Here is a 20,897-nt window from a genome sequence, read left to right on the forward strand (position 1 = left end):
CCGGCTCCGGCTACGACGGTGGACCGAGGAGGGCGCGCATCCGGGCGTACTTCTCGGTCAGCCGTTTCCGGGTGCCCTCGTCCAGGAGGGCGAGCCGCCCCGGGTCGGCGTTGTGGGCGAGGTCCGCCTCCTTGACGAGCAGCGCGCCCGGGGTGCCGAGGATCCGGCGGGCGTACGACTCGGGGGGTTCGCCCGGGTGTCTGGTGAGGGCGAGCACGATGGCTTTCGTACGGTCGCTCAGCGGCGCGGCCGCCAGCCACTCCCCGGTCAGGGCGTGGTCCTCGACGGAGTCGTGCAGCCAGGCGGCGGCGAGCTGGTCGTCGTCCCCACCGCGGGCCCGCACCCCTTCGGCGACGGCGGCCAGGTGCTCGGCGTAGGGCCGCCCCGCCTTGTCGGTCTGGCCGGTGTGGGCGGCCCGGGCGATTCTCTCGACCTCGGGGAGGGAGAGCCGCGGCGCGGTCACCTCGCCGCCTCCCGGCAGATCAGCAGCAGGGCCCGGTCGTCGTTCACGTCCTTGGCGACCGCCTCGATCAGGTGCCAGGCCGCGCCGTGGAAGCCGCCGGCCACGTAGCGGTCGGCCTCGCCCGTCAGCCGGTCCATGCCCTCGACGATGTCCCGGTCCGACGTCTCCACCAGGCCGTCCGTGAAGAGCATCAGGACGTCCCCGGGGCGCAGGGAGCCCTTGACGGAGTCGAACTGCGCGCCGTCGTAGACGCCGAGGAGCGGGCCCTCCGCGGCCTTCTCCTCCCAGCGGCCGCTGCCCGCGCTGAGCTGGAGGCCCGGCGGGTGGCCCGCGGAGTACAGCTCGTAGTCGCCGGAGTCGAGGTCGAGGACCAGGTGGATGGAGGTCGCGAAGCCCTCGTCCCAGTCCTGGCGCAGCAGGTAGCCGTTGGCGGCGGTGAGGAAGGCGTGCGGGGGCAGCGAGCCCAGCAGGCCGCCGAACGCCCCGGAGAGCAGGAGCGCCCGGGACGCGGCGTCCATGCCCTTGCCGGAGACGTCCGTGAGGACGACCTCCATGGTGCGGCCGTTGTTGGTACGGGCCGCGACCACGAAGTCCCCGGAGAAGGACTGCCCGCCGGCCGGCCGCAGCGCCATCTCGCGGTGCCAGCCCGGCGGCAGCTTCGGCAGCTTGCTCTGCACCCGGATGCGCTCGCGCAGGTCGAAGAGCATGGTCCCGCCGCGCCGCCAGGGCACGCCGACCCGGCTGCGGAACTGGGCGGTGAGCAGCCCGAAGAAACCGCAGGCGGCCACGACCAGCACGACGCCAGGGGTGACCCGGGACGGGCCCTCCGTGTACGGGCCCAGCCGTACCGACTCCACGATCAGGGCCGTCGCCGCCGCCGCGTACAGGCCGAGCAGGCTCGCCGGGCGCAGCAGCAGGCCGCCCGCGATGATCGGCAGGACCAGCGCGGCCGGGGAGAACCACACCGAGTCGGCGAGGGTCATGGCCGCGAGGACCGGGATGGTCAGGAGCAGTCCGGCCAGCGCGATCCAGTCGGAGCCGTCGCCGCGGAAGTAGTCCACGGCGCTTCTGCGCACGCCGACGCGGGCCCGGTGCCACTGCATCTTCCACCGGGCCGTCAGCGTCTCGGCCTTCCCGCGCCGCTCTCCGTCTGCTGCCATCAGTTCGGGACCCTATCCATCGGACCAGCTGCTTGGCACGGGAGGTCCCACTTGTCCCCCGTCCGAGACTCAACTTCAGGTGCGACTTCACAGTGAACTTCACCGGAAGGCCTCCCGTCGCCGTCCGGGAGAAATTCGCTGGCTCGCCCCGCAATGCCCTGGTAGGCATGGAGCATGACGACCGAACGCCCGACCGAGGTGAAGGTGCTGCGTGCCGAGGAGTTCGACGGGTGGTGGGACCACCTGGTGCGGGCCTTCGGCGCCGGTCCGGCGTCGGCCGAGGAACGCGAACTGGACCGGTCCCTCACCGAGCCCGAGCGGGCGCTCGCGGTCTGGGACGGGCCCGAACTCGTCGGTACGAGCGGGGCGTTCCGGTTCCGGATGACCGTGCCGGGCGGTGCCGTGCTGCCCACCGCGGGCGTCACCATGGTGAGCGTGTCCGCGACGCACCGGCGGCGCGGGGTGCTGACCTCGATGATGCGCCGCCAGCTGGACGACGTACGGGAGTGGGGCGAGCCGCTGGCCGCGCTCACCGCCTCCGAGCCGGCGATCTACGGCCGCTTCGGGTACGGCGCCGCGACCCACCAGCTGCTCGCCGAGATCGACACGAGCCGGGTCACGCTGGCCGTGCCGGCCGGCACCGACGCGGTACGGCTGCGGTACGCCGGGCCGGCCGAAGTGCTCGACGCGTGCGAGGCGGTGTACGCGCGGACGGTGCCGCTGCGCCCCGGGATGCTGGCCCGGCAGCCCGGCTGGGAGCGTGCGGAGCTGCTGGATCCGGAGAGCGAGCGGGACGGCGCGTCGGCGTTGCAGTGCGTGGTGGCCGAGCGGGACGGCGAGGTGACCGGGTTCGCCCGGTTCCGTACGAAGCTGGGCTGGGGAACCGGCGGGCACGACGGCACGGTGACGCTGGAGGACCTGGCCGCGCTCGACCCGGAGACGGACGCCGCGCTGTGGCGGTTCCTGTTCGGCATCGACCTGATGACGACGCTGGTGGTACGGCGGCGGCCGGTCGACGACGCCTGGCAGTACCTGGTCTCCGACATCCGGCGCTGCCGGACCCGGGTGCGGGACATGGGGTACGTCCGGCTCGTCGACGTCGGTGCGGCGCTCGCGGCGCGCACGTACCAGGCGCCGGTGGACGTGGTGCTGGAGGTGGACGACGCCTTCTGCCCCTGGAACAGCGGGCGTTGGCGGCTGACCGGGGACAGCAAGGGGGCGTCCTGCGAACGCACCACCGACACGGCCGAACTCGCGCTCTCCGTCAGGGAGTTGGGGGCGGCTTACCTGGGTGGCGTCTCGCTGCTGTCGCTGGCGCGGGCCGGCCGGGTGCGGGAGCTGCGGCCGGGGGCGCTGGCGGAGGCGTCACCGGCGTTCGGGTCACCGTCGGTACCGTGGCTGCCGCACGGGTTCTGACGCACGAGCGAGCAGGTCCCTGACGCACGGGCGGGCAGGTCCCTGACGTGCGGTAGGTCAGCGTTTCTGGCAGCGGGGGCACCAGAAGAGGTTGCGGGCGGCGAGGTCGGCGGTGCGGACCTCGGTGCCGCAGACATGGCAGGGCAGGGTGGCCCGGCGGTACACGTACACCTCGCCGCCGTGGTCGTCGACGCGCGGCGGCCGTCCCATCGCCTCCGGGGTGTGCTCGGGGCGGACGGTGTCGATGCGGTTGTTGCGGACACCTTCGTGCATGAGGGCGACGAGGTCGCCCCAGACGGCGTCCCATTCCGCCGGGGTGATGTCCTTGCCGGCCCGGTAGGGGTCGATGCCGTGCCGGAACAGCACCTCGGCGCGGTAGACGTTGCCGACGCCCGCGATGACCTTCTGGTCCATGAGCAGCGCGGCGACCGTGCTCCGGCTGCGGGCGATCCTCCGGTACGCGACGGCCGGGTCGGCGTCGGCGCGCAGCGGGTCCGGGCCGAGCCGGGCGTGCACGGCCGCCTTCTCCGCGTCGCCGATCAGCGCGCAGGTGGTGGGGCCGCGCAGGTCCACGTACGAGGTGGCGTCGGCGAGCCGCAGCCGGACGGTGTCGGTGGCCGGGGGGGCGGGGACGGCGCCGAAGCCGACCTTGCCGAAGAGGCCGAGATGGATGTGGACCCAGTCGCTGTCGCGGAAGCCGAGGAAGAGATGCTTGCCGTGGGCCTCGGTACGGGTGAGGTGGGCACCGTCGATGAGGCTCGCGGAGTCGGAGAACTTGCCCTGCGGGCTGCTGGCGCGGACGGGGCCGGTCAGGCGGCCGTAGTCCAGCGCCAGTCGGTGGATCGTGTGCCCTTCTGGCACTGGCCGACATTCCTTTCCGCCCACCCACCCGACTCGGCCGGCTGAGAGGCGACGTCGAGGGTCCGGTGGGTGGTGGCGGACCGGTGGGACGTTACGGCTGGGGGTGGTGCGGCGGGATCGGCGGAAGGTCGCCCGTCGTCTCGTACTCCGTCAGCATGTCGATGCGGCGGATGTGCCGTCCGTCCTCGGAGAACGGCGTGTTCAGGAACGTCTCGACGAACTTCGTCGCCTCGTCCTCCGTGTGCATGCGCGCGCCCACCGCGACGACGTTCGCGTTGTTGTGCTGCCGGCCGAGCGAGGCGGTCTCCTCGCTCCAGGCGAGGGCCGCGCGGACGCCCTTGACCTTGTTCGCGGCGATCTGCTCGCCGTTGCCGGAGCCGCCGATGACGATGCCGAGGGACGCCGGGTCCGCCGCCGTCCGCTCGGCCGCGCGGAGGCAGAAGGGCGGGTAGTCGTCCTGGGCGTCGTAGATGTGGGGGCCGCAGTCGACCGGGTCGTGGCCCGCCGCCTTCAGCCACTCGACGAGGTGGTTCTTGAGTTCGAAGCCCGCATGGTCGGAGCCGAGATACACGCGCATGGGACGAGTGTGACATGGCGGTGAACCCGCGGCAGTGCGGGGGGCCGCCGCCCCGGACGGCCCGCGCCGGGCGGTCACAGCGGCGTGAAGCTCTCCTTCACCCGCTCGTACGTGCGCACCGCCTGGTCCTCGACGGCCGGCTGGTACCAGGTGTTGACCTGGTACGACTTCCCGCCGGCGTCGAAGCCCAGCAGCCGGGCGTGCCAGGGGGTGCCCTTGAGGGTGAAGGTGTACTCCCAGACCACCGCCGGGTAGCCGCGGAAGGTGGTCCGCGCCAGCCGGATCTTCGCGTAGTCGCGGCCCTGCTGGGCGCCGCGTTCGGAGGCGCTCCAGCTGTCCATGAGGTCGCCGCGGGCGAGCGAGGACCTGGCGACGAGTTCCTGGGCGCCGTCCGGGGAGGTGTAGTGCACCTCGGCGCCGGTCTTCACGTCCCGGCGCCAGCCGGCCGGGGGTGCCCAGGCGAAGCCGCCGGCCTCCTCGTGGGCGCCGGGCGGGAGGGTGCGGGGGCGGGCGGTGCCGGCCACGGTGGCCGACGGGGCGGTGGCGGAGGGGGTTGCGGAGGGGGCCGAGGTGGTCGCGGTCGCCCGGGGGGTGCCGTCGTGGTCCGTGGTGGTGAGGAGGACGGCGACGGTGGTGGCCGCGGCTGCGACTCCCAGCGCGGCGAGGAGCGTGGTGCGACGGGCGGCCTTGCGGTGGTGGGTCGCCGCGGGTGCGCTGTGGCCGGCCGCGCCGTTCCCCGCGCCTCTTCCGGGGCGTCGCGGTGCGGTGCGTCGGAGAGTCGGCGCCGTCGAGGCGGAGGCCGCGGGCGGGGTTTCCGAGGGGGGCTCGGAGCGCTCCGAGGCCGCCTCCGTCGACGTGCTGACCGACGGCGATGTCCGCGTCGGCTGCGGGCGTTCGTCCTCGGGGGGCCTTCGTAGGCTCGTCAGGTCCACGTAGGGCGGGGTCGGGTGGTCCCGGGTCGTCGTCGGGGCCGGGTGGGTCTCCGTCGGTGTCCAGGGTGGGTGGGCCACCGGACGCAGGGCCTGTTCCACCTCCGCCAAGGACGGCCTGACCGTCGGTTCCTTCTCCAGGAGCGCCGCCAGCAGGTCGCGCAACGGGCCTGCGTCGGGAGGGAGTTCGGGCTCCTCGTAGAGCACGGCGTGCAGGGTGGCCAGGGTGGTGTCGCGGGAGAAGGGGGAGCGGCCGGCGAGGGCCGCGCAGAGGGTCGCGCCGAGGGACCAGACGTCGGACGGCGGGCCCTGCGGCCGGCCGGCGATCCGCTCGGGTGCCATGTAGTCGGGGGACCCCACCAGCATCCCGACCATGGTGAGCGCCTTGGCGTCCTGGATCGCGGCGATGCCGAAGTCGGTGAGGACGACCCGGGCGCCGGCGTTCTCCACCAGGACGTTCCCGGGTTTGATGTCGCGGTGCAGCACTCCCCCGGCGTGCACCTGGCGCAGGGCCGCGACCAGGCCGAGGCCGATCCTGGCCGCCTCGCGGGGACCGAGCGGGCCGTCCTCGGCCATGATGCGTTCCAGGGCGCGGCCGGCCACCAGCTCCATGACGATCCACAGGCGTTCACCCTCGTCGACGACGTCGTAGACACGTACGACGTTGGGATGGTCGATCCGGGCGGTGGCGCGGGCCTCGCGCAGGGTGCGTTCGCGGCGGGTGCGGGCGTCCTCCGCGTCGAGGCCGTCGATCCGCATCTCCTTGACGGCGACCTGCCGGTCCAGCACCTCGTCGGCGGCCCGCCACACCCGCCCCATGCCCCCCTGCCCGATGCTCTCGGCCAGCCGGTAACGGCCGGTCACCAGCAGCCCCGGGACACCGCCGCGCCCCGCACCCACCGAATTCCCTGGATTCCCTGGATTCCCTGCGCTCCCTGAATTATCTGCGTTCCCTGAATGCTCCGCGTTCCCTGAATCCCCTGAATTCTCCGGCAATTCGCCGCACCCCCTCAACGACCGCCCCCGCCGGCACACAATGGTCACACTTACGGCCGTACCAGCATAGTCCGGAGAAATCTTGTGGTACCTCTTCAAGTGACCGCGAATTCAGGCGCGGTCCAGGGGGCGCAAGGGGGACGAACATGAGTTCTCGTCGTATGGCCGTCGTCACGGGATCGCTGGTCACGGCATCTTTCTCGGCCGTGATGATCCTGCCGTGCACGGCCGTCGCCGACGACCAGGGACCGGCGAGCGGTAACGGGGGAAAGGCGGTTGACCAGGCACCGGCGGGTGTGAAGCTGACGACCACGCTGCCCGAGAAGATCTCGGTGGACAACAGTTCGCAGAAAACGGCGCTGACCGCGACCGTGAAGAACGAGGGGACCGGCGAAAGCGGTGCCATCAGGCTTCTGGTGGTCGGTTTCGGCGGCCTGAAGGTCGACGGCGTGCGGGGCTGTGACCCCGTCGCCGCGAAGGACCTGCCGGCCGGTTCGAACAGCGCGTTCAGCTGTCCGGTGGGCGCACTGGGCGCGGGCAGGACGAAGTCGTACGCGGTCGACGCCACGTTCGACCTCGGGAAGACCGGGAAGATCTGTCTGCCCGTGCAGACCGCGGACGGGAAGAAGACCTACTGGCAGCAGGGCCCGGTGCCGTTCGGTACGACGAACCCGTCACCGAACGCCCCGGCCACCCCGCTGCTGCTCGGCACCGACAACAAGCCGGTGGGGCCGGCCGGCGACCAGCTGCCCAGGACCGGTGCGGGGAGCGGGGTGCTGCCGCTCGGCGCGGCCGGGTCCGCGCTGCTCGCGGCCGGGGCGGCGGGGATGTGGTGGTCCCGGCGCCGGCCGCGGCAGGGGTCGTGACACCTGCCGCGACAGCGCGGCGGGGCCCGGAGCGGCTGTGCGCCCCGGGCCCCGCCGCGGTCGTACCGGTCGGTGCTTGTCGGCCGTACCGGTCAGTGCTTGTCGGCCAGCTTCCACGCGGCGGGCAGCGCGCCCATCGCCAGGGCCGCCTTGACGGCGTCGCCGATCAGGAACGGGGTGAGACCGGCCGCGATCGCCGCGGACGCGGAGATACCGGCGGCGTACGCCAGGTACGGCACGCCGATCGCGTAGACGACCGCCTCGCCGAGCACCATCGTGCCCGCCATGCGCAGCACGCCGCGGTCGGCGCCGCGCCGGGCCAGGGCACCCACGACGGCGGAGGCGAGGATCATGCCGAGGATGTAGCCGAAGGACACGGAGAGACCGGAGGTGCCGCTCGCGAACCACGGCACGCCCGCCAGACCGGCGGCCGCGTACAGGGCGAGCGCGGCGACACCGCGGCGGGCGCCCAGGCCGGTGCCGACGAGCAGGGCCGCGAAGGTCTGGCCGGTCACCGGGACCGGGGAGCCGGGGACCGGCACGGCGATCTGGGCGGCGAGGCCGGTGAGCGCGGCGCCGCCGACCACGAGGGCGGCGTCGCGCACCCGGGACGCGGGCAGGAGGTCGGCGAGGACGGTGCCGGTACGGGCGGACGCGGCGGCGGTGCTCATGGGGACTCCGCGGGGTGAGGACAACGAAGGTCAGGACGGGACACCGTGACGCTATCCCGGCCCCGTCTGAGCCGAACACGTCAGCCGTCGACAAAGGCCGGAAGCGACGCTTGGTGGGCTCCCCACAAAGGATGCGGATTACACGCGGTACAGGGTGACGCCGATCACTGAGGCAGCGATGTTTCAGTCACGTCAACAGCGTTGAACAGGGCTGTGGAGTTCCACCAATCGAACCCTAGTGGTCTGGTGGGATTCCCGTCTCCTGCCCTACGCTTCGGGACATGGCAGCCCAGTCCCGGAACCTCACGTCGCGTCGCTATGTCGACCTGCGGCGGCAAGGGGCTGCCACCTGTCGCCGTCCGGCCTGAGGCCGCGGGCGGGAGACCGGTCCGGCGCGCCTCACCATCCGAGACGTGTCGGCCCCGTTCCCGAGGACGGTTTCCCATGCCCCGTACCGCGGCACCTCCGCCTGCCTCCCCGCCCCGCGACCGCCGGCGCACCAGCGCCAGTGTGGTGCTCCGGTCGGTGCTGGAGCACGGGCCGGTCGCCCGCTCCACCATCGCCCGGCTGACCGGGCTCTCCCCGGCCTCCGTGACCGACTACTGCGCCCGGTTCACCGAACTCGGCCTGATCCGGGAGACGCGGGCACCGCAGAAGGCCAAGGGGGTGGGGCGGCCGCACGTCCCGGTGGACCTGGACGACTCGCGGTTCGTGGTCGGCGGGGTGCACGTGGCCGTGCCGTACACCACGGTCGCGCTGCTCGACCTGCGCGGCCGGGTCGTCGTACGGCGGGAGCTGAAGCACGCGGGCCGCACCGAGCCGCGGGCCCTGCTGGCGCGGGCCGCCGCCGGGCTGGCCGCGCTCCTCGACGAGGTGCCCGGCAGCCGGCCGCTGGGCGTCGGGGTCGCCGTCGGCGGCTGGGTGGACCGCGACACCGGGACCGTGGTCGAGCACCCGTTGCTGGGCTGGCGCGAGGTGCCGGTGCGCGAGCTGCTCGGCGCGCACACCGGGCTGCCGGTCCATGTGGACGGGCACGCACGGGCGTTGGTCAACGGTGAGCGGCTGTTCGGGCGGGCCCGGGGCAGCCGCAGCGTGCTGCACCTGTTCGTCGGGAACGTGGTCGACGCGGCGTTCGCCACCGGGGACGAGGTGCACCACGGCCCGCGTTCCCAGGCCGGGACGATCGCCCATCTCCCGGTGCCGGGCGGCACCGAGCCGTGCGGCTGCGGGCGCACCGGCTGTCTCCAGGTGGAGCTGAGCGAACGGACGCTGGTGCGGCGGGCGCGGGCCGCCGGGGTCGTCGACGGCGCCAACCCGATGGACGTCCTCGCGGCGGCGCGGCGCGGCGACCCGGTGGCGGTGCGGCTGCTGGTGGAGCGGGCCCGGCTGACCGGGCGGGCGGCGGCGCTGCTGCTCGACGTCCTGAACCCGGAGAGCGTGGTCGTCACGGAGGTGGGCGCGCTGTACCGGGAGGACTGCCTGGCCGCGCTGCGGGAGGCGGTCGGGCCGCAGCGGGCGCCCGTGGTGCCGACCAGTTTCGGGGACGGCGTGCTGGCGGTCGCGGGCGGTTCGGTGGTGCTCGACGTGCTGTACCGGGACCCGTTGAGCGCGTCACCAGAGCGTATTTAATTCAGAAACTCGGAATATTGACAGTCGTCGCGTACGGCAAGGAGCATCTTTCCCATGACCTGTCGCACTCTTTGTTGCTGACGTCTTGGCGCGCCCAAGGCGCGCGTTTCTCCGCGTGAGATCCCTGTTTCCGGCCCGTCGTCGCCGGTAATCCATGCTGCCTCTCCGCTGCCTTTCCGCTGATTTTCCGCCGTTTTCCCTCCCGGAGTACTCCCATGTCTTCTGCCTCCCCTTCCGGCATCGACCGCCGGGTCTTCCTCACCTCACTGCTCGGCGCCTCGGCGGCCGTGGCCGGGCTGAGCGGCTGCGCGGGCGGCAGTGCCGCAGCCGACACCGCGGGCGCGTCCACCGCCCCGCTGGCCGCCGAGGTGCCGTCCGGCACCAGCCTGAAGATCGCCTCCTATCTGGGCCAGCAGCAGTTGCAGTTCAAACTGGCGAAGCTGCCCAAGCTGCCTTTCACCGTGTCGAGCTGGCTGAACATCGGGGCCGGCCCGGATGTCATCAACGCGTTCCGCGCCAAGTCCCTGGACCTCGCGAACAACGCGGGCATTCCGCCGATCCAGGCGCAGTTCCAGGGTTTCGCGGCGAAGATCGTGGCCATCAACATCACACGCAAGCCGAACTACCTGTTCGCCACGAAGCCCGGCAGCGACATCCACTCGGTCGCCGAATTCAAGGGCCGGAGGCTCGCGTTCTCCCAGGGGCAGGCCCAGGGCGTCGTGCTCCTGCGGGCGCTGAAGAAGGCGGGGCTCTCCTACGACGACGTGAAGCTGGTGCAGCTGACCAGCAACCAGTTCCTCACCGCCCTTCAGTCCGGGCAGGTGGACGTGGCCCCGCTGGCCAACACCCAGGTGCCGGCGTACCTCCAGCAGTACGGCGCCAAGGGTGCCCACACGATCACGACCGACGTCGTCGACCTGCTCAACCTGCTGTGGGCGCCGCAGGCGGTGCTCAACGACCGGGCGAAGGCCGCCGCGATCGCCGCGTACATCCCCGAGTGGGCCAAGGGCCAGGTCTGGCAGTGGGAGAACCCGGACGCCTGGAACGAGGAGTTCTACGTCAAGACCCAGAACCTCACCCTGGCCCAGGCCCAGGGCATCACCAAGCTGGCCAACAAGCCGCTGTTCCCGCCGAGCTGGGACGAGGCGGTCAAGTGGGAGCAGGAGACCGCCGACCTGCTGGCGGAGGGCGGCTTCGTGAAGAAGACCGACGTCACCTCGCTCTTCGACCACCGCTTCGAGGGCATCGCCGCGAAGGCCGTACCGGAGGAGTACCGCAAATGACCGCCGCGACCGACACGACCACCACGACCGACACGCCCAACACGAACGGTTCGGCCACCCCGGACACCCCGGACACCCCGGACACCCCGGACACCCCGACCACCCCGGACACTCTGGCCGCCCCGGACACCCCGGGTGTCTCGGCCGACCCGGCCGCCGCACCCGCCGGCACCGCGCCGGCCGCCGTCGCCGAGGAGACCCGCCGGGTCCGCCCGCGCCGCCGGCTCTCCCCCGGCAAACGCCTGCCCGCCGCCCGGCTGGCCGGCCCCCTGGTGTTCCTCGCCGCGTGGGCCGTCGCCTCCGCCGCCGGACAGCTCGACCCGAACGCGATCCCGGCGCCGTGGACCGTCCTGGACACCGCCGTCCACCTGTGGACCGGCGGGACGCTGCGCACCGACATCCTGACCTCGGTGGAGCGGGCCGCCTACGGCTTCGCGATCGGGCTGACCGCCGGGGTGCTGCTGGCCCTGGTCTCCGGGCTCACCCGGACCGGCGAGGCGCTGATCGACGGGACCGTGCAGATCAACCGGGCGATCCCCACCCTCGGCCTGATCCCGCTGTTCATCCTCTGGCTGGGCATCGGCGAGACCTTCAAGGTCGCCATCATCGCGATCGTCGTCTACATCCCGGTCTACCTGAACACCCACGCCGCGCTGTCCGCCATCGACAGCCGGTACGTCGAACTCGCCGAGGTGCTGGACCTCTCGAAGCTCCAGTTCGTCCGGCAGATCGTGATCCCCGGCGCGCTGCCCGGATTCTTCGTGGGACTCCGGCTCGGCGTCACCGGCTCCTGGCTGGGCCTGGTCGTCCTGGAGCAGATCAACGCCACCAGCGGCCTCGGCTACATGATGTTCCAGGCCCAGAACTACGGGCGCAGCGACATCATCCTCGTCGGTCTGCTGATCTACGGCGTCTTCGGCCTGGTCACCGACACCGTGGTCCGCGTCATCGAACGGAGGGTGCTGTCATGGCGCCGCACACTGAGCAGCTGACCCGTCCCGCCGTCCGGCTCCGGGGCCTGACCCGGTCGTTCGGCGGCCGGACCGTCCTCGACGGGATCGACCTGGACCTGCCGGCCGGGCAGTTCACCGCCCTGCTGGGGCACAGCGGCTCCGGCAAGAGCACCCTGCTGCGGGCGGTCGCCGGACTCGACCAGGGGGTCGCCGGCAGCGGGGAACTGAGCGCCCCGGAGCGGGTGTCGGTGGTCTTCCAGGACTCCCGGCTGCTGCCCTGGCGCCGGGTCCTGGAGAACGTGGTGCTCGGGCTGGACGGCAAGGACGCCTACGACCGGGGCCGGGCGGCGCTCGAGGAGGTCGGCCTCGGCGGCCGGGAGCGGGCCTGGCCGGGCGAGCTGTCCGGCGGTGAGGCGCAGCGTGCGGCACTCGCCCGCTCCCTGGTCAGGGAGCCGGAACTGCTGCTCGCCGACGAGCCGTTCGGCGCGCTGGACGCGCTCACCCGGATCAAGATGCACCACCTGCTGCGGGAGTTGTGGAAACGGCACCGCCCGTCGGTGCTGCTCGTCACCCACGACGTCGACGAGGCGATCGCCTTGGCCGACCGTGTCCTGGTCCTGGAGCAGGGCCGGGTCGGCGTGGACCTGGCCATCGACCACACCCACTCCCGGGACGAGTACCGCACCCGGCTGCTCGCCGCCCTCGGTGTCACGGAGGACCCCGCATGACCCGCACGCTCCACCTCAACGCCTTCCTCATGAACACCGGGCACCACGAGGCCTCCTGGCGGCTGCCGGAGAGCGACCCCCACGCGCACGTCGACCTCGCGCACTACGTGCGGCTGGCCCGGGCCGCCGAGCGCGGCACCTTCGACTCGCTGTTCCTCGCCGACGGCCCGCACCTGTGGGGCAGCGTCGCCCAGCGGCCCGCCGGGGCCCTGGAACCGCTCACCCTGCTGACCGCGCTGGCGACCGCCACCGAGCACATCGGGCTGATCGCCACCGCCTCGACGTCCTACAACTCCCCCTACAACCTGGCCCGGAAGTTCGCCTCCCTCGACATCATCAGCGGCGGCCGGGCGGGCTGGAACATCGTGACCACGGCGGGCGCGGAGGCGGCCCGCAACTTCGGCATCACCGAGGAGCCGGCGCACGCCGAACGGTACGCGCGGGCCGCCGAGTTCCTCGACGTGGCGCTGAAGCTCTGGGACAGCTGGGAGGACGACGCGATCGTCGCCGACAAGGCCTTGGGGGTCTGGGGCGACGACGCGAAGATCCACCCGCCCCGGCACCAGGGTCCGTACTTCAGTGTCGAGGGCGCTCTCAACGTGCCGCGTTCCCCGCAGGGTTACCCGCTGCTCGTGCAGGCCGGCTCCAGTGAGGACGGCAAGGCGTTCGCGGCCCGGTACGCGGAGGCGGTGTTCACCGCGCAGCAGACCATCGAGGACGCCCGTGCCTTCTACGCCGACCTCAAGGCCCGTACGGTCGCGGCCGGCCGCGACCCCGGCCACATCAAGGTGCTGCCCGGCATCGTCCCCGTGATCGGCTCGACGGAGGCCGAGGCGCGGGCGCTCGAACAGCTCCTGGAGGACCACATCGTGCACCGGCACGGGGTGGCCAACCTGGAGCGGCTGCTCCATCTGCCCGCCGGGACGCTGGAGCTGGACCGGCAGCTGCCCGCCGAGCTGCCGCCCGAGGACGCCATCGAGGGCGCCAAGAGCCGTTACACCCTGGTCGTCGAACTGGCCCGGCGCGAGCGGCTGACCGTCCGGCAGCTGATCGGCCGGCTCGGCGGCGGCCGCGGTCACCTCACCTTCGCCGGGACGCCCGAGCAGGTCGCCGACGCGATCGAGACCTGGTTCACCCAGGGCGCGGCGGACGGCTTCAACATCATGCCGCCGGTCCTGCCGTCCGGTCTGGACGCCTTCGTCGACCACGTCGTGCCGGTCCTGCGGGAGCGCGGCCTGCTGCGCACGGAGTACGACGGCGGCCCGCGCCGCACCCTGCGGGAGCGCTACGGCCTGCCGCGCCCCGCCAACCAGCACACCACCAGCCCCGCGCTCGTCTGAAAGGAACCGTCATGTCCCTGGAGATCACCAAGATCACCGCGAACATCGGCGCCCGGGTCTCGGGCGTCGACATCTCCCGGCCCCTCGACACGGAGACCGCCGCGGCCGTCCGTGCGGCCCTCAGCACGCACAAGGCGCTCGTCTTCGACGGCGTGCGCCTCGACGACGACAGCCACCAGGCGTTCGTCCGCACCTTCGGCGAGGTCACCACCGCGCACCCGACGGTCTCCTCCGTCGACGGCGTCCCGAACGTCCTGCCGGTGGACAGCGAGCGGGGCCGGGCCGCCAACCACTGGCACACCGACGTGACCTTCGTCCTCAACCCGCCCCAGGCCACCACCCTGCGCTCGATCACGCTCCCGCCGTACGGGGGCGAGACCCTGATCGCCAGTTCCGCCGCCGCCTACCGGCAACTTCCGGAGCCGCTGCGCCGGCTGGCCGACACGCTGTGGGCGGAGCACACCAACGACTACGACTACGCCGTCCCCGACGAGGAGATCGACGAGCAGCAGGCCGCCCAGCGCGCCCAGTTCACGTCGATCAAGTACCGCACGGTCCACCCGGTGGTCCGCGTCCACCCGCTGACCGGCGAACGCGGCCTGTACATCGGCGGGTTCGCGCAGCGCGTCGTGGGACTCTCACCGTCCGAGTCCCGCCGGGTCCTCGACCTGCTCCAGGCGTACGTCACCCGTCCGGAGAACGTCCTGCGCCACCGCTGGTCGCCGGACCAGCTGGTCATCTTCGACAACCGGATCACCCAGCACTACGCCATCGACAACTACGACGGCCTGCCGCGCCGGCTGCACCGGGTGACCCTCGCCGGGGACGTGCCGGTGGGCACCGAGGGCAAGGAGAGCTACTCGATCGAGGGGGACGCCTCGCACTACACGTCCGTAGCGGCGTGAGCACCCCGGGTCACTAGCGGGTCCGGATGCTGGGCGGCCTCCCCCTCGCGGGTGGGAGGCCGCCCAGACTGTGGGCGTTTTTGCCCATCTCACGCATTGGACGAGCCGCGCCCATGCCGCACCGCAGCACCCCGGTCACCGCACCGCCCCCGGCCCGCGACGACGACGCCGTCCCGCTCTCCCACGGCCTCAAGCAGCGCCATCTGTCGATGATCGCCCTGGGCGGGGTGATCGGCGCGGGCCTGTTCGTGGGCTCCGGGTCCGCGATAGCCGCCGCGGGCCCGTCCGTGGTCGTCGCCTACACCGTCTCCGGGCTCCTCGTGATGCTGGTGATGCGGATGCTGGGCGAGATGTCGGCCGCGTACCCCTCGTCGGGTTCCTTCTCGGCGCACGCCGAGCGGGCGATCGGGCCGTGGGCGGGGTTCACGGCGGGCTGGGCGTTCTGGGTGCTGCTGTGCACGGCGGTGGGCCTGGAGGGCATCGGCGCCGCGAAGATCGTGACGGGCTGGCTGCCGGGCACCCCGGAATGGGCCTGGGTGGCCCTGTTCATGGTGGTCTTCTGCGCGACGAACCTGGCCGCGGTGCGCGGCTTCGGCGAGTTCGAGTTCTGGTTCGCGGCCCTGAAGGTCGGCGCGATCGGCCTCTTCCTGGTGCTCGGCGTGCTGGCGGTCGCGGGGGTGCTGCCCGGTACGGACTCCCCCGGCGCCTCGAACCTCACCGACTTCCTCCCGCACGGCGGCGAGGGCCTGGTCATCGGCCTGCTCGCCTCGGTCTTCGCGTACGGCGGCCTGGAGACCGTCACCATCGCGGCCGCCGAGTCCGAGGACCCGGTCCGGGGCGTGGCGGGCGCGGTCCGCACCGCCATGTGGCGCATCGCCCTCTTCTACGTCGGCTCGATGGCGGTCGTCGTCACCCTGGTCCCCTGGGACTCCCCGGAGGTCGTGGCGAAGGGTCCGTACGTCGCCGCCCTGGACCATCTGGGCATCCCCGGCGCCGGCCAGGTGATGAACGTGGTCGTGCTGGTCGCGCTGCTCTCCGCGATGAACGCCAACGTCTACGGCTCCTCGCGCATCGCCCACTCCCTGGTGGGGCGGGGTCACGGGCCCGGGGCCCTGGCGAGGGTGTCCGGCGGTGTGCCCCGGACCGCCGTCCTGACCTCCTGCTTCTTCGGGTTCGGGTGCGTGGTGCTCAGCTACTGGCGCCCCGACGACGTCTTCCCCTGGCTGCTGAACATGATCGGCGGGGTGATCCTGGTGGTCTGGGTCTTCATCGCCGTCTCCCAGCTGCTGCTGCGCCGCCGGCTGGTCCGGGAGTCCCCCGAGAGGCTGGTGGTGCGCATGTGGGCGTTCCCGTACCTGACCTGGCTGGCGCTGGCGGGCATGGCGGTGGTCTTCGTCCTGATGGCCCGTGAGCCGGACACCCGCGTGCAGCTGTACTACACCGGCGGGATGACGGCCGTCCTGGCGGCGGTGGGCTGGGCACGGCAGCGCCGGCGCACGGACGGCTGACCCACCGCCCCGAGGCCCGCCGCCGGGCCCGCCACGAGGCCCCCACGTGCGACACGTGGGGGCCTTCCTGTTGCCCGGACCGGGCTTCTTGTTGCTAACGTGTAGTTGCAAGCTCTTTGCAATAAGGTCCGGAGGGGATCCACGACCATGCCCGTCTACACGCTGCCTGAACTGCCCTACGACTACTCGACGCTGGCGCCCGTGATCAGCCCCGAGATCATCGAGCTGCACCACGACAAGCACCACGCGGCCTATGTGAAGGGCGCCAACGACACGCTGGAGCAGCTGGCCGAGGCGCGGGAGAAGGAGAGCTGGGGGGCCGTCAACGGCCTGGAGAAGAACCTGGCCTTCCACCTCTCCGGGCACATCCTGCACTCGATCTACTGGCAGAACATGACGGGCCCGAAGGAGGGCGGCGGCGAGCCGCTGGCCGCGGACGGCGTCGGGGAGCTCGCCGACGCGATCACCGGGTCCTTCGGTTCCTTCGCCGCGTTCCGGGCGCAGCTGTCCAAGGCGGCGGCCACCACCCAGGGCTCCGGGTGGGGCGTCCTCGCGTACGAGCCGCTGAGCGGCCGGCTGATCGTCGAGCAGGTCTACGACCACCAGGGCAACGTCGGCCAGGGCTCGGTGCCGATCCTGGTCTTCGACGCCTGGGAGCACGCCTTCTACCTCCAGTACCGGAACCAGAAGGTCGATTTCATCGACGCCATGTGGGCCGTGGTCGACTGGCAGGACGTGGCCCGCCGGTACGAGGCGGCGCGGTCGCGGGCCGATGTGCTGCTGCTCGCTCCCTGAGCGGCCGACGCGTCCCGCCTCGTGATCGTCTTCTCACCGTTCACCGGGGCGGGCAGCACAGGGGGGAGCCCCCGCGAGGACATGACTCGCGGGGGCTCCGCTTCGTTCCGGGACGTCAGGACAGGTTGCTGAAGTCGGGGCCCTTGGTGCGGGTGCGCTTGATCTCGTAGAAGCCGGGGACGGAGGCGACGGCGACGGTGCCGTCCCACAGGCGGGCCGCCTCCTCGCCCTTGGGCGCGGGGGTGACGACCGGGCCGAAGAAGGCGATCTGCTCGCCGTCGGGGCCGGGGACCGCGATGACCGGGGTGCCGACGTCCTGGCCGACCTTGTCGATGCCCTCCTTGTGGGAGGCGCGCAGCTGCGCGTCGAACTCGAAGTCCTCCTGCTCGGCGTAGTCGATCAGGTCGGCGGGCAGGCCGACGTCCGCGAGGGCGCCCGCGATGGCCTCCAGGGTCGGGCCCTCGCCGTTGTTGTGGATGCGGGTGCCGAGCGCGGTGTACAGCGGGCCGAGGATGTCCGAGCCGTGCTTCTGCCAGGCCGCGGTGACCACGCGGATCGGCTTCCACGCCTTGGTCTCCAGCAGCTCGCGGTACTCCTCGGGGAGCTCGTCCAGCTTGGGCTCGTTGAGCACCGCCAGGCTCATGATGTGCCAGCGGACCTCGATGTCGCGGACCTTCTCCACTTCCAGGACCCATCGGGAGGTCATCCAGGCCCAGGGGCAGAGCGGGTCGAACCAGAAGTCGACGGGGGTCTTGCCGGAGCCGGTCTCGGTCTCGGACATGCTTCTCCTCGGATGCGGGCCTTTTCCAGCGGCAACACCGGCACCGCCGACCCCATTCCCGCTACCCGCTGTCAGGAGCGCATGGCAGGATCGGTGCTGTTCCGGCGTACCGACAACGGTGTGTATCGACGACGAGGGAGTGCCGCCCGTGCCCGGTGAGAATCTGTCCCGCGACGAGGCCCGGGAGCGGGCCGCCCTGCTGTCCGTCGACGGGTACGACGTGTCGCTGGACGTGCGGTCGGCCGTCGGCGAGGACGGCGGCGAGGCCCGGACCTTCCGCTCGGTCACCACGATCCGCTTCCGCTGCAACGAGCCGGGCGCGGCGAGCTTCGCCGACCTGATCGCGCCCTCGGTGACCGCCGTGACGCTCAACGGCAAGGACCTGGACCCGGGCGAGGTCTTCGACGGCACCCGGATCGCCCTGGAGGACCTGGCCGCGGAGAACGAGCTGGTGGTGGACGCGCAGTGCGCCTACTCCCGCACCGGCGAGGGCCTGCACCGCTTCGTCGACCCCGAGGACGGCGAGGTCTACCTCTACACGCAGTACGAGCCGGCCGACTCCCGCCGGGTCTTCGCCAACTTCGAGCAGCCGGACCTCAAGGCGCCGTTCCGCTTCGAGGTGCGGGCGCCCGAGGGGTGGCCGGTGTGGAGCAACGGCGCAGGTGAACTCGCGGACGGTGTCTGGCGGTTCGCGGAGACGAAGCCGATCTCGACGTACATCACCTGCGTGGTGGCCGGCCCGTACCACCACGTGACGGACTCGTACACGCGCACGCTGCCCGACGGCACGGCCCTCGACATCCCGCTCGGCGCCCTGTGCCGCAAGGGCCTCGCCCCCTACTTCGACACCGACGACGTCTTCCTGGTCACCAAGCAGGGCCTGGACTTCTTCCACGACCACTTCGACTACCCGTACCCGTTCGGGAAGTACGACCAGGCGTTCGTGCCCGAGTACAACCTGGGCGCGATGGAGAACCCGGGCCTGGTGACCTTCCGGGAGGAGTACATCTTCCGGGGCAAGGTGACACAGGCGTCGTACGAGGCGCGGGCCAACGTCATCCTGCACGAGATGGCGCACATGTGGTTCGGCGACCTGGTCACCATGGTGTGGTGGGACGACCTGTGGCTGAAGGAGTCCTTCGCGGACTTCATGGGCACCTTCGCGAACGTCGGCGCGACCCGCTTCGAGAACGCGTGGACCACCTTCGCCAACCGGCGCAAGGCGTGGGCGTACCGCGCCGACCAGCTGCCCTCCACCCACCCGGTCACGGCCGACATCCGCGACCTCCAGGACGCCAAGCTCAACTTCGACGGCATCACGTACGCGAAGGGCGCGAGCGTCCTGAAGCAGCTCGTCGCTTACGTCGGCCAGGACGCGTTCCTGGAGGGCGCCCGCCGCTACTTCAAGCGCAACGCGTACGGCAACACCCGGCTCGGCGACCTGCTGTCGGTCCTGGAGGAGACCAGCGGCCGGGACATGGGCGCCTGGGCGGGCAAGTGGCTCCAGACGGCCGGGGTGAACTCGCTGACCCCGCAGGTCCTGCTGGACGCGGACGGCAGGGTCGCGGAGCTGGCGGTCGTGCAGGAGGCCGCGGAGTCCCATCCCGAGCTGCGCCCGCACCGGGTGGCGGTCGGCCTGTACCGGCTGACGGACGGCGCCCTGGTCAGGTACGCGCGCGCCGAGGCGGACGTCGACGGCCCGCGTACGGTGATCGCCGAGCTGGCCGGTGCCGACGCGCCGGAGCTGGTGCTGGTCAACGACGACGACCTGACGTACTGCAAGATCCGCTTCGACGAGACCTCGCTGGCCACCCTCCGGGACCGGCTGGACACCCTCACCGACCCGCTGGCCCGTGCCCTGTGCTGGTCGGCGCTGTGGAACCTGACCCGGGACGGGCTGCTGCCCGCGCGGGACTTCGTCGACCTGGTGCTGCGGTTCGCGGGCCGCGAGTCGGACATCGGCGTGCTCCAGATGCTCCAGGCGTGGGCGGAGTCCGCGCTGGTGCACTACGTGGCGCCGCGGTGGCGGGAGACCGCCGGGCAGCGGCTCGCCGAGGGTGCCCTGCGGGAGCTGCGGCAGGCGGCCCCGGGCAGCGAGCACCAGCTGGCCTGGGCACGCTTCTTCGCGTCGACGGCGACGGACGGGGCCGACCTGCGGCTGCTCCGGGAACTGCTGGACGGCACGGCGACGATCGAGGGCCTGGACGTCGACCAGGAGCTGCGCTGGGCGTTCCTCGAACCCCTCGCGGCGCACGGCGCGGCCGACGAGCCGGTGCTCGCCGCCGAACTGGCCCGGGACGACACCGCGTCCGGCCGGCGCCATCAGGTGCGCTGCCTGGCCGCCCGCCCCTCGGCGGCCGTGAAGGCGCAGGCCTGGGCGCAGGTCGTGGAGTCGGAGGCGCTGTCCAACGCGCTGGTGGAGGCGACGATCACGGGCTTCGCCCAGCCCTCCCGGCGGGACCTGCTCGCGCCGTACGCCGACAAGTACTTCGAGGCGATCGCCCGGGTCTGGGAGGACCGTTCGATCCAGATCGGCATGGACGTGGTGCGCGGCCTGTACCCCTCGCTCCAGGACCGTCCGGAGACGCTGGCGGCGACGGACGCCTGGCTGGCTGCGCACGCGGAGGCGCCCCCGGCACTGCGCCGGCTGGTCCTGGAGGCCCGGGACGACCTGGCGCGGGCGCTGCGCGGACAGGAGTGCGACGCACGGGCGGGTGACGGCTCCGGGAGCTGATCTCCGCAGCCGATCTCCGCAGCCGATCTTCAAAGCAGTCTCCGGAGCAGATCTTCGGAGCAGATCTTTGGCCAACGGTCGCTCGCCGGGTGACCGTTACGCAATTCAGTCAATCATGCCCGTAACCCCTGGTCCCCACCCATCCGGACCAGGGGTTTTCGGTGCCTTTTCGGCACCCGAACACCCGTCCTTTAGTCCCGGGTTGTCCGCATTCATCGACGAACGTGTAACACCGGTTAAGGACCGGTCCCGGCCCGGGAATCCCGAGGCCATGACCCACAACACCCCGCTCTCCCCCCGCC

General features: G+C 72.2%; 18 protein-coding genes. 11 read left to right on the forward strand and 7 right to left on the reverse strand.

From position 1 onward, the window contains the following. Positions 1-10 precede the first annotated feature (10 nt). Positions 11-463, reverse strand: a complete 453-nt coding sequence (locus AAW13_RS02155) for an HD domain-containing protein (protein WP_046734329.1) — start codon at positions 461-463, stop codon at positions 11-13. After that, complete coding sequence (locus AAW13_RS02160) at positions 460-1,623, reverse strand: PP2C family protein-serine/threonine phosphatase (RefSeq protein ID WP_046734328.1); 1,164 nt, start codon at positions 1,621-1,623, stop codon at positions 460-462. The genes AAW13_RS02155 and AAW13_RS02160 overlap by 4 nt, the downstream gene beginning before the upstream one ends. A gap of 174 nt (positions 1,624-1,797) precedes the next feature. Here AAW13_RS02160 and AAW13_RS02165 point away from each other — a divergent pair, with 174 nt between their 5' ends. Beyond that, entirely contained in the window at positions 1,798-3,039 is a 1,242-nt protein-coding gene (locus AAW13_RS02165) for a GNAT family N-acetyltransferase (RefSeq protein WP_046734327.1), read from the forward strand. A gap of 57 nt (positions 3,040-3,096) precedes the next feature. Here the strand turns inward: AAW13_RS02165 and AAW13_RS02170 are convergent, their stop codons facing one another. The 3 genes from AAW13_RS02170 to AAW13_RS02180 form a co-directional block, all read right to left on the reverse strand. Further along, positions 3,097-3,900, reverse strand: a complete 804-nt coding sequence (locus tag AAW13_RS02170) for an Fpg/Nei family DNA glycosylase (protein ID WP_046734326.1) — start codon at positions 3,898-3,900, stop codon at positions 3,097-3,099. 91 nt (positions 3,901-3,991) lie between these two features. After that, a complete protein-coding gene (locus AAW13_RS02175) occupies positions 3,992-4,477 on the reverse strand; it encodes a ribose-5-phosphate isomerase (protein WP_046734325.1) in 486 nt (161 codons plus the stop codon). A gap of 74 nt (positions 4,478-4,551) precedes the next feature. Next, the gene (locus AAW13_RS02180; protein WP_276207581.1) at positions 4,552-6,306 is read right to left on the reverse strand and encodes a serine/threonine-protein kinase; all 1,755 of its coding nucleotides are present in this window, start codon (positions 6,304-6,306) and stop codon (positions 4,552-4,554) included. Between the two features lie 242 nt (positions 6,307-6,548). On the opposite strand from AAW13_RS02180, the gene AAW13_RS02185 reads away from it, so the two are divergent. Continuing rightward, positions 6,549-7,268 (forward strand): LPXTG cell wall anchor domain-containing protein, encoded by a 720-nt coding sequence (locus AAW13_RS02185; RefSeq protein WP_046733792.1) that lies wholly within the window; start codon positions 6,549-6,551, stop codon positions 7,266-7,268. Positions 7,269-7,360: 92 nt separating this feature from the next. On the opposite strand, the gene AAW13_RS02190 is transcribed toward AAW13_RS02185, so the two are convergent. Further along, positions 7,361-7,939: a biotin transporter BioY gene (locus AAW13_RS02190; protein WP_046733793.1), complete on the reverse strand. Its 579-nt coding sequence runs from the start codon at positions 7,937-7,939 to the stop codon at positions 7,361-7,363. A 444-nt stretch (positions 7,940-8,383) separates the two neighbouring features. Here AAW13_RS02190 and AAW13_RS02195 point away from each other — a divergent pair, with 444 nt between their 5' ends. From AAW13_RS02195 to AAW13_RS02230, 8 genes are all read left to right on the forward strand, one after another. Next, entirely contained in the window at positions 8,384-9,568 is a 1,185-nt protein-coding gene (locus tag AAW13_RS02195; RefSeq protein ID WP_046733794.1) for an ROK family transcriptional regulator, read from the forward strand. A 215-nt stretch (positions 9,569-9,783) separates the two neighbouring features. Continuing rightward, positions 9,784-10,851: an ABC transporter substrate-binding protein gene (locus tag AAW13_RS02200; RefSeq protein WP_046733795.1), complete on the forward strand. Its 1,068-nt coding sequence runs from the start codon at positions 9,784-9,786 to the stop codon at positions 10,849-10,851. Then, complete coding sequence (locus AAW13_RS02205; protein ID WP_240528500.1) at positions 10,848-11,843, forward strand: ABC transporter permease; 996 nt, start codon at positions 10,848-10,850, stop codon at positions 11,841-11,843. Before AAW13_RS02200 ends, AAW13_RS02205 begins: the two co-directional genes overlap by 4 nt. Further along, complete coding sequence (locus tag AAW13_RS02210; protein WP_046733796.1) at positions 11,819-12,532, forward strand: ABC transporter ATP-binding protein; 714 nt, start codon at positions 11,819-11,821, stop codon at positions 12,530-12,532. Before AAW13_RS02205 ends, AAW13_RS02210 begins: the two co-directional genes overlap by 25 nt. Next, a complete protein-coding gene (locus tag AAW13_RS02215; protein ID WP_046733797.1) occupies positions 12,529-13,872 on the forward strand; it encodes an LLM class flavin-dependent oxidoreductase in 1,344 nt (447 codons plus the stop codon). Before AAW13_RS02210 ends, AAW13_RS02215 begins: the two co-directional genes overlap by 4 nt. Positions 13,873-13,883: 11 nt before the next feature. Continuing rightward, entirely contained in the window at positions 13,884-14,777 is an 894-nt protein-coding gene (locus AAW13_RS02220) for a TauD/TfdA dioxygenase family protein (protein WP_046733798.1), read from the forward strand. Positions 14,778-14,890: 113 nt separating this feature from the next. After that, entirely contained in the window at positions 14,891-16,285 is a 1,395-nt protein-coding gene (locus tag AAW13_RS02225; protein ID WP_046733799.1) for an amino acid permease, read from the forward strand. A 147-nt stretch (positions 16,286-16,432) separates the two neighbouring features. After that, entirely contained in the window at positions 16,433-17,080 is a 648-nt protein-coding gene (locus tag AAW13_RS02230) for a superoxide dismutase (protein WP_046733800.1), read from the forward strand. A 115-nt stretch (positions 17,081-17,195) separates the two neighbouring features. On the opposite strand, the gene AAW13_RS02235 is transcribed toward AAW13_RS02230, so the two are convergent. Beyond that, on the reverse strand, positions 17,196-17,861 hold the full coding sequence (locus AAW13_RS02235) for a mycothiol-dependent nitroreductase Rv2466c family protein (protein ID WP_046733801.1): 666 nt from the start codon (positions 17,859-17,861) through the stop codon (positions 17,196-17,198). Between the two features lie 148 nt (positions 17,862-18,009). On the opposite strand from AAW13_RS02235, the gene pepN reads away from it, so the two are divergent. Then, on the forward strand, positions 18,010-20,595 hold the full coding sequence (gene pepN, locus AAW13_RS02240) for an aminopeptidase N (RefSeq protein ID WP_046733802.1): 2,586 nt from the start codon (positions 18,010-18,012) through the stop codon (positions 20,593-20,595). Positions 20,596-20,897: the final 302 nt, after the last annotated feature.

It is taken from the genome of Streptomyces humi (genome assembly GCF_001005085.2).
Lineage (GTDB): Bacteria > Actinomycetota > Actinomycetes > Streptomycetales > Streptomycetaceae > Streptomyces > Streptomyces humi.

Coding starts and splice junctions, on each gene's coding strand:
- AAW13_RS02205 (WP_240528500.1), top strand. CDS start 10,848: ATGACCGCCGCGACCGACACGACCACCACGACCGACACGCCCAACACG.
- AAW13_RS02190 (WP_046733793.1), bottom strand. CDS start 7,939: ATGAGCACCGCCGCCGCGTCCGCCCGTACCGGCACCGTCCTCGCCGAC.
- AAW13_RS02175 (WP_046734325.1), bottom strand. CDS start 4,477: ATGCGCGTGTATCTCGGCTCCGACCATGCGGGCTTCGAACTCAAGAAC.
- AAW13_RS02230 (WP_046733800.1), top strand. CDS start 16,433: ATGCCCGTCTACACGCTGCCTGAACTGCCCTACGACTACTCGACGCTG.
- AAW13_RS02200 (WP_046733795.1), top strand. CDS start 9,784: ATGTCTTCTGCCTCCCCTTCCGGCATCGACCGCCGGGTCTTCCTCACC.
- AAW13_RS02160 (WP_046734328.1), bottom strand. CDS start 1,623: ATGGCAGCAGACGGAGAGCGGCGCGGGAAGGCCGAGACGCTGACGGCC.
- AAW13_RS02210 (WP_046733796.1), top strand. CDS start 11,819: ATGGCGCCGCACACTGAGCAGCTGACCCGTCCCGCCGTCCGGCTCCGG.
- AAW13_RS02215 (WP_046733797.1), top strand. CDS start 12,529: ATGACCCGCACGCTCCACCTCAACGCCTTCCTCATGAACACCGGGCAC.
- AAW13_RS02165 (WP_046734327.1), top strand. CDS start 1,798: ATGACGACCGAACGCCCGACCGAGGTGAAGGTGCTGCGTGCCGAGGAG.
- AAW13_RS02225 (WP_046733799.1), top strand. CDS start 14,891: ATGCCGCACCGCAGCACCCCGGTCACCGCACCGCCCCCGGCCCGCGAC.
- AAW13_RS02235 (WP_046733801.1), bottom strand. CDS start 17,861: ATGTCCGAGACCGAGACCGGCTCCGGCAAGACCCCCGTCGACTTCTGG.
- AAW13_RS02220 (WP_046733798.1), top strand. CDS start 13,884: ATGTCCCTGGAGATCACCAAGATCACCGCGAACATCGGCGCCCGGGTC.
- AAW13_RS02185 (WP_046733792.1), top strand. CDS start 6,549: ATGAGTTCTCGTCGTATGGCCGTCGTCACGGGATCGCTGGTCACGGCA.
- AAW13_RS02195 (WP_046733794.1), top strand. CDS start 8,384: ATGCCCCGTACCGCGGCACCTCCGCCTGCCTCCCCGCCCCGCGACCGC.